The sequence below is a fragment of the Streptomyces anulatus genome (genome assembly GCF_014650675.1).
Classification (GTDB): Bacteria; Actinomycetota; Actinomycetes; order Streptomycetales; family Streptomycetaceae; genus Streptomyces; species Streptomyces anulatus.
In genome coordinates, this window is the sequence record NZ_BMVK01000024.1 from 87,872 (window position 1) to 99,846 (window position 11,975).

Below are 11,975 nucleotides of genomic sequence, written 5' to 3' on the forward strand. Positions count from 1 at the left end.
CCGGCGGCCCGGACCGGATCCCCGCGACCGGAGGGCGGCCCCCGGTGGACTCAACGGTCCTCCGGGGGCCGCCCGTTCCGCGCGCGAAGGGCCGGTGCCGGGGGTGTCCCCGCCCGGCTATCGGGAGCGGGACAGCAGCGCCCCGCCCGCGTACCGCGCCGACTCGCCCAGCTCCTCCTCGATCCGGATCAGCTGGTTGTACTTGGCCGTGCGGTCGGAGCGGGACAGCGAGCCGGTCTTGATCTGACCGCAGCCCGTCGCGACCGCCAGGTCCGCGATCGTGGTGTCCTCCGTCTCGCCGGAGCGGTGGGACATCACGGCGCTCCAGCCGGCACGGCGCGCGGTGGCGACCGTGGCGAGGGCTTCGGTCAGGGTCCCGATCTGGTTGACCTTCACCAGGACCGAGTTGCCGACGCCGGTACGGATCCCCTCGCGCACCTGCGCCTCGTCGGTGCAGAACACGTCGTCGCCGGTGAGCTGGCAGCGCTGACCGACCCGGGCGGTCAGCTCGCGCCAGCCGTCCATGTCGTCCTCGGCCATCGGGTCCTCGATGGAGACGACCGGGTACGAGTCGATCAGCTTGACCAGGTAGTCGACCTGTTCGGAGGGCGTACGGCGCACACCCTCGCCCGCGTACACGTACGTACCGTCGCGGAAGAACTCCGACGAGGCCGGGTCCATGATGAGGCCGATGTCCTCGCCGGGACGGTACCCGGTGCGTTCGACGGCGCTCATGACGAAGTCGAGCGCCTCCTCGGCCGTGCGCAGCGCGGGCGCGAAGCCGCCTTCGTCGCCGACGCCGGTGGCGTGTCCGGCGGCGAGCAGGTCACGTCGCAGGGTGTGGAAGATCTCGGAGCCCATGCGAACGGCTTCCGCGAAGGTCTTCGCGCCCACCGGCGCGATCATGAACTCCTGGAAGTCCAGCGGATTGTCGGCGTGTGCGCCGCCGTTGATGATGTTCATCATCGGCAGCGGGAGAAGGCGGGCGTCGGCGCCGCCGAGATAGCGGTAGAGCGGCTGGCGGTGGGCCGCCGCAGCGGCTTTCGCGGCGGCGAGGGAGACCCCGAGGATCGCGTTCGCACCGAGCCGGGACTTGCCGGGCGTGCCGTCGAGCGCGACGAGGGCGGCGTCCAGGCCGGCCTGGTCGTCCGCGTCGCGGCCCACGACCGCGGCGGCGATCTCGTCGTTGACGTGGGCGACCGCACGGTCGACACCCTTGCCGTGCCACTGCCCGGCGTCGCCGTCGCGCAGTTCCACGGCCTCCCGCGCACCGGTGGACGCGCCGGACGGGACCGCGGCGCGGCCGAGGGATCCGTCGGCGAGGCGGACGTCGGCCTCGACGGTGGGGTTGCCACGGCTGTCGATGATCCGGCGGGCGGTGACGGACTGGATGACGGTGGGCTCAACTGCCTTGGGGGCCATGCGAGGTCCTTCCGAAGTCACACGTCGCGGCACTCTTGCGACAACGTCGGCGCGAGCCGCGACGACATAACTCTACAGCAAGGCTGTTCAGATGTGCTGTTCAGAATGGCTGCGTAGCCTTGCTGTTCAGTTGTGCTGTCCAGTTACGCTGTTCAGTCGCGCTCCGCAGGCCGCCTGCGGGGACCCGCCGACGATCACGGGTTAAAGTGCCCTATGCCCACCCCGGAGCCCGCCACCGTCGCCGCCGATCTGCGCGTCGCCATGGGCAAACTCGCGCGGCGCGTGAAGCAGGAGGACCGGATCCCGCACGGTCAGGTCGCCGTTCTGGGCGTCCTCGACCGGGACGGGGCCATGACCACCAGCGATCTCGCGGCGGACCAGCGTGTGCGCCCCCAGTCGATGGCCCGCGCGGTCGGACTCCTCATGGACCAGGGCCTCGTCGTCCGCCGGGCGCACCCGACGGACGGCCGCAAGTCCCTCGTCGACCTCTCCGACGTGGGACGGGCCGCGCTGGAGGCCGAGCGCGACCGCCGCGCCGACTGGCTCGCCCGGGCCATCGACCTCGAACTCGACGAGGACGAGCAGGAGACGCTCGCGCGCAGCGCCGCCCTGATGGAACGGCTCGCCGCGTACTAGGTTCTGTCGTCAAATGTCACGCCCACATGCCTCTGACTCCGACGAAGGTGAAGTACTACAGCCAGGTCAACGACGTAATGCAGCCCTATATGGCTCAGAACTGGATGCTGTTTGCCCCGGACCCGCTCTCGGACGAGCGCGGAATTCTGTCCCGTGCCCGATGCGCCGACGGCGCGGTGACCGATTTCTATGATGTCACCGGCCCGCACGTTCAAAAGGTCCAGGGCGACCGCTTCTTCCCGCCACGTATAAACCGGCTGGTCAGTGGGGCCGTTATGCAGCTGGACAGCAGTGACCCGGTCCTCCAGCGGCTGCGCGACACCGAAAAGGAAGCGAAGAAGAAGCAGCTCCCGCTCCTGCCGTACGAGAAGACGTCCCGGGAACAAGCTGAAAGGTTCCTGAGCCGGTACTCCCTGACACAGATGCCGGGTGTGCGCGCCGGCCGTCCAGCTGCCGTACAGGTGCGTGTCTACGTGCATGAGCTGCCGCCGTGGTCCCAACGGAAGAACGAATCCGCCAAGGGGTCTACCAAATATCAGGACCTGTCCTGGAGAGAGTTTGGAACTCTCACATGAGGAGGATCCTCACAAAGATCGACGGGTGGTCGTCGAGTCCGGTCAGTGTGGTTGGCGCATCGGGCACCCGGGTTCTTCTCGGCTTCGTCGGCCTCATGTACTACATCAGTCAGTACGGTGACCGCGCATTCCTGTTCGGCCCCGCTAGTATTCTGCCATGGCAGGAATTCACTGACCGAGTCGCGGAGAACGGCTCCTTCAGTCTTTACGCCGTCAGTTCTTCCGAAGCCTGGTTCCAGATCGTATTCCATCTGGGACTCATCGCCGCACTTCTGGTCATGCTCGGGGTGGGGGGACGGCTAGGCCTGGCCATCCACTGGGTTTTCCTGTGGTCAATATATGAGCGCCAGACGGTCCTGCTGGATGGCGGGGACAACCTTGCCTACCTCGTCATCCCTATGCTCCTTCTGACACGCTGCTACGACCGCTTCTCTTTTCCCAGTGGGATAGGTGCGAAGATGGTAAACCGCCTGCCCGGCCAGATTCGTGCGACAGCGACGCCGCTGCACAATCTCGGCGTACTCGCCATCGCACTCCAAATATGCCTAGTATACGTGGTCAGCGGCCTCTACAAGGTCCAAGGGAAAATGTGGCAGGACGGCACCGCCCTCTTCTATGTCCTCAGGGTTCCGGAGTTCAGCTTCCCCTCACTGTCGCACCTCGTGTATGAGAACGACTTTCTGGTCTTCTCCGGGACCTACGTAACGGTGCTCTTCCTCGTCTACTTTCCACTGGGAATACTGGTGCCTGCCCTACGGCCGTGGGCTGCGGTCATGTCTATCGGGTTCCACCTCGGTATCGGATTACTCATGGGGCTGACCGGCTTCGCTCTGACCATGGTGGCCTGCGATCTGATTTTCCTGAGCAGAGGGCTTGAGGAGGCCGTCGCCTATGGGGCCGGGCGGCTCCAGAAAGCCCGCTCCCACAGGCTCGAACAGTCGTCGGCTGGCGGAAATCCCGGGAGCGGAGAATACCCCTCCCCGGAGCCTGTCGCGTCTGGGAAAGCGGGGTAGCCAACTGCCTGGCGCCTGAGAACCCGCCTTGGGCGCCCCGCTGGCCTGTGGTGGCCAGAATGAGGTCACGCGGTCATGCGGGCTGCTTAGTGTCGGTCCACAGCGTGGGACCGAACGTTGGTTCACCTTACCGCCGAGCGACTCCGGTCGGCGAGGAGGAGCCACCGGCGTTCGGTCTCATCGGACGGCGATCCACCGCCACGATGACACACCCGCGTCCGTGACCGAGAAACGGAGTTGAAGAATGGAAACGCCATTGCCCCAGGACGGCGGGCCCAACCGGCAAGGGTGCATGATCGGCCTGTTCTGGATAGAACAGGACAGAGTGTGCCTGGGCTCGCCTCCGACGGAGGAGGACCCCGGTGTATTCCTCTTCCCGGCCCGGCTCTCGATCGGTGAAGGCGTCCAGCAACAAGCGTGGCCCTGGACCGATATTGCAGACTTGCAAGTCCTGGATGTTCCGGTCCGTTCATCTGCCGCCCGGTGGGCGACCCGAGTGACGAGCGTCGTCGCCGCAGCACTGAACGCCTGGGGCCCCGGCGGCCCGTCGATGATGACCGCAGTGGTGTGCGCCCGGGACGAACAGCGCGTCGAAACGCCGGTTTTCTCAGGCGCGGCCACCGCGTACACCCAGCGAGAGGTCGACCTCTCGCTCGGTCTGCTCTCCCACTTCGTGCGGGGCAGCGCCACACCAGCCCTGCTGACGCAGTGGTGGCAGGACAATCAGCCGTCCGACGTCCTGCACTCGCATGAGCGCGAAGCAGTCCTCGAAGACTGGATGTCACCCTTGATGTGAGGCCCACGTACCCGCCGGCGCTTCCACACCCCGAGAACGGCCCAGCGATGAAGGGCACGTCATGAACACCGCGACCAGTGACGCAGAAGGACGCACCGTGCTCGCCTTCGACGGTGACTGCGGCTTCTGCCAGGCCACTGTCCGGCAGATCCAGCTGCGGGCCAACCCCCGCACAGCGGCGGTCGCCTGGCAGATGCTTCCACCAAAGCTGACCGAACCGCACCTGGAACGCCTGGACCGGGAAGTTCTCCTCTTCGACGGAGACCGAGTAAGCGCCGGCGGGGTCGCCGCCCTGGCCGGTCTTCTCGCATCTTCCCCAGCCCGCGTCTACCGGGGCGTCGGACGGTTCCTGCGGCTCCCCCTGATCCGCCCGGCGGCGAACCTGATCTACCGGTGGGTGGCCAGGAACCGGCAGCGGATGCCGGGCGGTACAGCAGCCTGCGCCGTGCCCCGCCCCCACAACTGAAAGCACAAGCACCCCCATGCCCCAAGTGCCCCTCTGCATACTCAGCAGTTCCCACGCGCCGCAGGCCAGCCACGGCCACGACCTCGACCGTTTCGTCCAGATCGGCTCACTCACCAAGCCACTGACCGGAACCCTCCTCGTCCAGCTGGCCTCCACCGGAACCCTCCAGCTGGACGACCCCCTCGAACAGTTCCTTCCCGCCCCCGCCGGGACCGGCATCACCCTGAGACACCTCGCGGAACACACCGCGGCCCTGCCCCGCATCCCACCCCACCTACGCAGAACCGACCCCTACGCCGACTTCGACGCCGGAGCCCTGGACTCAGTAGTACGGAACCTCGACTCCTTCACCACAGGCAGCCCCGGCCGGGAAGCGGAGTACTCCAACCTCGGCTACGCCCTCCTGGGCGCCGCCCTCGCCTCGGCAGCGCGGGCGGAGTACGAGGAACTGCTCCATGAGCATGTGCTCGCGCCCCTGGGCCTCACCGCGATCACCTCGAACCCACCACCGGGCAACCAACTGGCTGGACGCGGCTTCCTGGGCCGACGCTTACGCCCCTGGACCATGAGCGGCGCGATCCTCCCGGCAGGAGGGCTATGGGCCACCCCTCGTGATACCGCTCACCTCGTCACCAGGCTGCTCGTCGAACGACGCCTGGGTGAACCGGCGCCATCCTGGCAGACGACCGGACGGCTCCGCTGGCACGACGGTGCCACCCGAGGCGCCTCCGTCTTCGCGGGTGCCATGGACGACGGCACCTGGGTCATGGTCCACCGCCTGTCTGGACACGCACTGCCAACGGAAGAGACGGCCGCCCGGGTCCTGAGAGACGCTGTGACTGGATCGGCTGGCGAAACCTGAACCGCGCCCACTTCCCAGGCCCGGGACCGAGGGGTCCGGTACGTACGACGCAGCCCCCGACCAGTGTGCGGACGGAGGCTGCCGGGCCTATTGAGTCCGGGCGGGTCAGTAGTTCCCGTTGGAGAGGAGCTCGCCGTCCTTGTCGTAAATCGTGACGAGGCCGTTCTCGGAGTCCTTCCAGTCGGCGAACGCCGACGCGAGGAGCTTTCCGTCACCCTGGTGCGGGCCCATCATGCCGCCCGGGTAGTCGGTGTAGACGTCGGCGGCGTCGAGAATGCCATTGTCGCTATCGGCACCCTGCACCTTCACAATGTGCTTGGCGGCGGCCTTCTCCGCGGCGGTGCCGTTCTCGTTGATGAACGCCTTGAACTCGTCGGCCTGCGACAGCTTCTTCGGGACGGGCTTGTCCTCCGAGGCGGGCTTCTCGGCCTCGTTGTCCTTGGCCGGTGCGGCGGGCTTCGCGTCAGCCTTGTCGGGGGCGGCCGCGACTGTGTCGGCCTTGGTGTCGGCCGAGTCGTCGCCGCCGCCGGCTGCGATCCCGATGACGATGAGGAACGCGAACACACCGCCGACGATGGTGAGGACCTTGTGACGGGCGACCCACGACTGCTTGGGCGGGGGGACGGGCCCGCCGGGGAAACCGCCGGGTGCCCCCTGGTGCGGCTGCTGACCCCACCCGGGCTGGGGCTGGCCAGGCTGGGCGCCCTGCCACTGGGGCGGTCCCTGGTAGGGGCCTTGGGGCTGCTCGGGCTGGGGCTGGCCGTACGGGGGCTGGGTCACAGTGACTCCTGGTGGGGTGTGCGGGATGCGGTGATGTGGTGCGGGGCGGTCCGTCGCCGGGCCGAAAAGGGGGCGGATGCGGTGCGCACCTCAGTCGCCCAGCGATCCGGAGAACGACCCGGACTTCGCTTCCTCCGCAGGCAGATGGAGCTTCCCCCGGTGGGAGACCTCTACCTGGTAGAAGTCCTCGCCGGCCGGCACGTCCTCGACGGACACGTCGTACGTGCACGACCCCGCCGCCTCGTCGAACTCGGACAGGATCAGGGCGCTAGTCGCGATGACAGTTCCTGCCGCGTCGTACACGGTGACGGAGGTACCGAGCTGAATGTCGCTGTACCCGCCGCTGCCCTCGCAGCCGCCGATGCCGTCGCTGACTGCCTCTTCGGTGAGAGTGAACTCGCCTTCGAGGGTGAACGTCCCGTCGGCTTCAGCTTCGGTGTTGACGGTGTCCGCAGCCGGGCTTCCGGTTGCGGCTTTGTCGTTGCTGCTGTCGCCGCCGTTCGAGCTGGTGGTGTACCAGGTTCCGCCGACAATCGCCGCACCGGCTGCTGCGCCGACAAGGAGCGTGGCCAGGGTCCTGCGCCAGGACGTCTTCGTGGAAACCGCGGGGGCCGCAACAGGCTCGGTTGCGGGGGGTATGTCCGGCATCGGTGGGGTGGCACTGTCCTCGGCGGGCTGTTTCGGGCCGTTGTCCGGGGCGGTTTGAGGGTCGGTCATGCATGCCTGCCTGTCGCGGGAGCTGCCGGGCGGTGGGGACACGACGGCATGTGGGTGTTGTGTGTGACAGATGTGAAGCTCGGATGGTTGCATCCGGTGGGGGTGATTCCTTTTCACCGGCGGCCAGTTCGAGGTGCAATGGTGAGGATCAGGCCGGTGAGACCGACGAGAGTGTCCAGGTGGGCGAGCTGCTCGAGCTGGCCAGGCGTCCGAACGGTGGCGGCGAAAGTGGCGAGAAGTAGCAGGCCGGGCACGTGTGCGGGGTCGAGTTCTGGCCGGTGGGGTGGTTCTCGGTCATGATGCGGGCCTTCCGGGGCGTGGTGGATGGTGCTGGTGGACGATGGGGCCTGATCCGGCGGCGTACATCAGGGCGGTGAGGTGATCCACTCCCGGCGGGCGTAGGCGCGGACCGCGTCCCGCTGGCTGTCAGTGCAGCCGTTCTCCAGCCGGGCGGGGAGGTCGCCGGTCGTGCTGGTCTCGTGCTGATGGTCGTGGTGGACGACCTGGTCGGCGACGTCCGAGGCGTCGGTGCGCAGTTCCACGTCCGTCGGGACCGGGGTGCTGGTCTCCTGGTAGGGGCGGGGCAGGTAGCTGCCGTGTCCGTGGCACAGGGCGAGCGCGTCCAGGACGACTGCTGTCTCCAGGAGGTTGTCGCGGCACTCCCGCGCGACGCTGGCGACGTGGGAGTCGACGAGGTCCTGGCGGTCGGCATTGTGCGCGGCCGCGAGGCCCCGGCGGTCCATGACGTGCATGTACAGCACGGCCGGGATGAGTTGGCCGATACGGACCAGGTGCTCACCGTAGACCCCTGGACCGCCCGGCTGGTCGTCCAGCCCGGCAACGGCTCGTCAGGAGTAGGCCGATGCGTGGTCGTCCCGCTGCTCTCTCCTTCTCTGGGCTCAGGCGTCTTTCCACGCCTGGAGAAACTCCGGCTGGTCGCCCCAGGTGCTGCGGCCGCTGTAGGCGTGCATGATCTGCCAGGCCGCGCTTTCGACCTCGCGCAGCCACAGCTCACCGACGTAGCCGGCCTCGTAGCCGCTCAGGAACTCCATGCCGATCGCCGTACCGATCAGTTCGGCGGCCGCGGTGCGCTGGTCGCTGCTCATCTCCGCCACCACGCTCAGAAGCTGGTCGGCCAGGGCGGCGCCGTCGCCGTCAACAGCGCTCAGCAGCAGGTGCCGCAGGTTGGCGGGCAGCAGGATCGGGTCGTCGGCGGCCTGCCACAGCTGAAACCAGAAGTCCTGCGGCTCCTCGCTGGGCACGGGAAGGGTGGCCATCAGCGCAACGAGCCGGGCCGTACCCGCGTAGGCGGGAGCCTGGGCCATGGTCATCAGCGCCAGGTCGGCGATCTACTCCGTGCTCAGCCGCCCGACCTCGAGGTCCGGCGTCATGTTCAGCCGCTTCCCCAGCAGCTGCGCGAACGATTCCGGTTGGCATACGCGGGGGAACCAGTTGCCGACGGCGAAGGCGGTCGAGATCGCCGCGTTCGTCGACGCCGACAGCATCGATCCGGTGCGGATCAGCGATTCCTACTACCTGGCCGCCGACGGGCAGGTCGCCGCGAAGCCGGACGCGTTGCTGCGCAAGGCGCTGGAGCGGTCCTCGAAGGTCGCGGTGGCGAAGTTCGCGTGGCACGGGCGCGAGCGCCTGGGCCTGCTGCGAGTCCGGGAAGGGGCGAACGTGCTGCACTCGATGAAGTGGAGGGCGGCCATGCGGAGCGGGCGGGCGGGTCAGGCGGCAAGGGCGTAAACGAGTCCGTTCTCGCGGTCTACCAGCCAGCCGGAAGTGCGGGTGGCTTCCGGCCCGTGTGGCGACGCCACACCGTTACAGGTGAGGGGCTGGCACGTTGCCCGAGAATACGTGCGTGAGTCTGGACAACCCTGCCTCTGGCTTGCGAGTCACACAGGCGTCTCACTCTTCTTGTGATCTGCCTTGGTCCGAAAGGGGCCTCTTCTCTGTGATAACTCGTACTCGGCTGTCCGCGTTGGCCGCGATAGCCGCGCTCGCTACTACCGGCGGCCTGATGACTGCCGCCCCCGCCACTGCGGCGGTCACCTGCATCTCTCCCGTCTGGAAGGCGCAGTACTTCGGCAACTCCACCTTCAGCGGCACGCCGAAGCGCACCGCCTGCGACACCGCCATCAGCGAAAGCTACGGGCGCGGCGACCCGGCCGGCGTCACGCTACCCAAGGACAACTTCTCCGTCCGTTGGTCCCTCGAACGTGATTTCGGCTCGGGCGGACCCTTCCGGCTCTCCGCCGCCACGCAGGACGGCATGCGCGTCTACGTCGACGGTGTGCGGAAGATCGACCTGTGGAAGAACGTCTCCACCACCGCCCGCAAGACCGTCGACCTGACCATCCCGGCAGGCAAGCACACGATCCGCGTGGACTACGTCGCCTGGACCGGCGTCGCCAACGCCGCCTTCACGTACACCCCGCGCACCGAGGCCGCCGTCGACACGGTCAAGCCGCTCGCCCCGACCGGCCTCACCGCCGCGTACGACGGGGCGACGACCAGGACCACCCTGCGCTGGAGCGCGAACAAGGAGATGGACCTCGCGGGGTACCGCGTGTACCGCCGACTGAGCACCACCAGCTGGGCCAAGGTCAGCGGGACGTCCCTGCTGACCACCCGGTCCTTCGCCGACGCCCCGCCCGCCACCGGCCAGACCTTTCTGTACGAGGTCCGCGCCGTCGACAAGGCAGGCCGCGAGTCCACCGGCAGCCCGGACGTGACGGCGACGACCATCGACCGCACCGGGCCGGCCGCCCCCACCGGACTCGTGGTCACCACCGGCGACGGGTGGTACGACACCCTGAACTGGCAGAAGGCCGCCGACACGGCGAAGTACGAGGTGTACGCCTCGCTCGTGCCCACCGGACCGTTCGAGCTGCGCGGTACGACGACCGCGACGTCGTACCGGACCGATGGCGCCGTGGACAAGAACACGTACTACCGGGTCCGGGCCCTCGATGCGGCCGGCAACCCAGGGGCGTACGCGTCGGTCACCAGCGACGGCGTCGACCGGATGTCACCGCAGTCCCCGACCGGTCTCAACGTCGTCGCCCGCCCCGGCTACACCGACCTGTACTGGCACCAGCCCGACAGCTTCTCCGAGGACTACGACAACGGCGGGTACTACCGCGTGTACCGCTCGCCCGGCAAGACGTTCGACCCGGCAGCGCGCACCCAGGTAACCTGCGTCGCGGAACAGAGCGACGACGCCGCCAACGGCGGCAACTGCTACGACATGGGCATGCCCGCGAACACGTACGTGACGTACGCCGTCACGGCGGTGGACCCGTACGGCAACGAGTCGGCGTACTCCGCCCCGCTCGTCGTCCGCACCGGCGACACCGTGGCGCCCGGCCCGGTCACCGGCGTAAAGGTCACCCCGCGCAACGACGGCATGCTGGTGGACTGGGCCGCCTCACCCGAGGACGACATCGACGAGTACGTGGTGTGGAAGGGCGTCCGGCAGGCCGACGGCACGGTCAAGTGGCTCGGCCCCGACACCTGCTCGGAGGGTACGAGCAACTGGCTCGCGATCCTCTGCGGCAACCTGCCGGACGGTGAGACGCACGTGTACGCGGTGGTGGCCAAGGACCACTGGGGCAACACGCTGCACCCGCGCGACCCGAAGGTCACCGTGGCCGAGGTCACCGAACTCGACGTCCGGCCCTCCGTGACCGTCACCCGGGACTGGAGCCTCGGCACTCTGGGCCACAACCGTACGGCCACTCGTCCGTCCGTCGACTGGCAGTGCACCGACACCACCCGCTGCGCCGCGGTCTCCGGTTACCGTGTAAGCCGGTGGAACCCGGCGGCCAAGACATACGAGCCCCAGCACGACGGACTGCTCCCAGCGGGCTCCCGGACGTGGCAGGACGCCACGGCGACGAAGGGGAACACGTACTTCTACACGCTGGAGGCCGTGACGGCCGACGGCACCGTCGTGGGGACATACCCGTGGTACACCGTCTTCCAGGACCGCGTCTGAGCTTGTCCTACCCTTCAAGCGCGTCGGATCTGATCATTCGTAGGATCGGGGAACCCAGGAGTCCCGGGCGTGGCTGTGAGCTTGTCGCCGCTTGCAAGTTCAAAGAACTTGGCCGACAGGAGCCCCGCGACGACTCGAACGCTGATTGGGACACGCAACTTGATCGCTTCGTAGGACAAGATCGGCTTGTCGCTTAAGGTCCGGCGTCGAAAGCGGCTCGCACCTGATCGGCGTTTTCGCAGTTCAGCGGACGGCGGCCTTCGACTGATCCTGTGCTCCGTCACATAGGTAGAGGATCAGCGCGAAGGCCGTGGTCTGGATCTTCAGCAGCATCACATCTACGCCCCGCCTGGGCTCCGCTGGTGCCAGCACCTCCGGCCCCTGTTCCAGGCACTCGTCGCCCGGACCACCCGCCGCGAACTACGGGCCCACTCTGGCGGGGCGAGGTCTTCCCGCGGCGCCGTCCTGGGCACCGGAGGGCACGCCGACTGGAACTCCTACCGGGCCTCCCGCTCCGCTCCTCGGTCCGCCCCGTAGGACAATCGGCCTCGGTCCACGACCACGGTCCGAGTCCTGGAAGACCCGGACAGGACGGGGCGCGCGGCGCCCGTTCCGGATTGTGCCCTTTCCAGTCGCCGCGTTCAGCCCGTTCATCCCCATGCCCAGGTGCAGTGGCGGCGGGCGGTCGCGATCTTGGGCTGGGCC

At 68.0% G+C, this 11,975-nt stretch carries 12 protein-coding genes and 1 pseudogene; 8 read left to right on the forward strand and 5 right to left on the reverse strand.

The features are described from left to right. Positions 1 to 117 precede the first annotated feature (117 nt). Positions 118 to 1,422 (reverse strand): phosphopyruvate hydratase, encoded by a 1,305-nt coding sequence (eno, locus tag IE272_RS35900; protein WP_050361525.1) that lies wholly within the window; start codon positions 1,420 to 1,422, stop codon positions 118 to 120. 213 nt (positions 1,423 to 1,635) lie between these two features. Between eno and IE272_RS35905 the strand changes: the two genes are divergently transcribed. The 6 genes from IE272_RS35905 (at position 1,636) to IE272_RS35930 (ending at position 5,770) form a co-directional block, all read left to right on the forward strand. Continuing rightward, positions 1,636 to 2,058, forward strand: coding sequence for a MarR family winged helix-turn-helix transcriptional regulator (locus tag IE272_RS35905; RefSeq protein ID WP_056707867.1), 423 nt, complete (start codon positions 1,636 to 1,638; stop codon positions 2,056 to 2,058). A 47-nt stretch (positions 2,059 to 2,105) separates the two neighbouring features. Continuing rightward, positions 2,106 to 2,633, forward strand: coding sequence for a DUF5819 family protein (locus tag IE272_RS35910; RefSeq protein ID WP_190009893.1), 528 nt, complete (start codon positions 2,106 to 2,108; stop codon positions 2,631 to 2,633). After that, entirely contained in the window at positions 2,630 to 3,646 is a 1,017-nt protein-coding gene (locus IE272_RS35915) for an HTTM domain-containing protein (protein WP_190009895.1), read from the forward strand. Before IE272_RS35910 ends, IE272_RS35915 begins: the two co-directional genes overlap by 4 nt. 292 nt (positions 3,647 to 3,938) lie before the next feature. After that, positions 3,939 to 4,442 carry a hypothetical protein gene (locus IE272_RS35920; protein ID WP_229897977.1) on the forward strand — a complete coding sequence of 168 codons (504 nt, stop codon included), beginning with the start codon at positions 3,939 to 3,941 and terminating at the stop codon, positions 4,440 to 4,442. Positions 4,443 to 4,503: 61 nt separating this feature from the next. Further along, entirely contained in the window at positions 4,504 to 4,908 is a 405-nt protein-coding gene (locus IE272_RS35925) for a thiol-disulfide oxidoreductase DCC family protein (RefSeq protein ID WP_190009897.1), read from the forward strand. A 16-nt stretch (positions 4,909 to 4,924) separates the two neighbouring features. Further along, positions 4,925 to 5,770 carry a serine hydrolase domain-containing protein gene (locus IE272_RS35930; protein WP_190009899.1) on the forward strand — a complete coding sequence of 282 codons (846 nt, stop codon included), beginning with the start codon at positions 4,925 to 4,927 and terminating at the stop codon, positions 5,768 to 5,770. Between the two features lie 105 nt (positions 5,771 to 5,875). Here the strand turns inward: IE272_RS35930 and IE272_RS35935 are convergent, their stop codons facing one another. The 4 genes from IE272_RS35935 to IE272_RS38960 form a co-directional block, all read right to left on the reverse strand. Beyond that, the gene (locus IE272_RS35935) at positions 5,876 to 6,550 is read right to left on the reverse strand and encodes a hypothetical protein (protein WP_308433892.1); all 675 of its coding nucleotides are present in this window, start codon (positions 6,548 to 6,550) and stop codon (positions 5,876 to 5,878) included. A gap of 90 nt (positions 6,551 to 6,640) precedes the next feature. Beyond that, entirely contained in the window at positions 6,641 to 7,267 is a 627-nt protein-coding gene (locus tag IE272_RS38955) for a hypothetical protein (RefSeq protein WP_229897979.1), read from the reverse strand. Positions 7,268 to 7,632: 365 nt separating this feature from the next. Next, complete coding sequence (locus IE272_RS35945) at positions 7,633 to 8,028, reverse strand: hypothetical protein (protein ID WP_190009901.1); 396 nt, start codon at positions 8,026 to 8,028, stop codon at positions 7,633 to 7,635. A 138-nt stretch (positions 8,029 to 8,166) separates the two neighbouring features. Further along, positions 8,167 to 8,598 carry a hypothetical protein gene (locus IE272_RS38960; protein WP_229897981.1) on the reverse strand — a complete coding sequence of 144 codons (432 nt, stop codon included), beginning with the start codon at positions 8,596 to 8,598 and terminating at the stop codon, positions 8,167 to 8,169. A 121-nt stretch (positions 8,599 to 8,719) separates the two neighbouring features. Here IE272_RS38960 and IE272_RS35955 point away from each other — a divergent pair. Further along, positions 8,720 to 8,986 (forward strand): annotated as a pseudogene (locus IE272_RS35955) (Ku protein); the annotation flags it as partial. Between the two features lie 304 nt (positions 8,987 to 9,290). Further along, positions 9,291 to 11,270, forward strand: a complete 1,980-nt coding sequence (locus IE272_RS35960; protein ID WP_190009903.1) for a fibronectin type III domain-containing protein — start codon at positions 9,291 to 9,293, stop codon at positions 11,268 to 11,270. Positions 11,271 to 11,975: the final 705 nt, after the last annotated feature.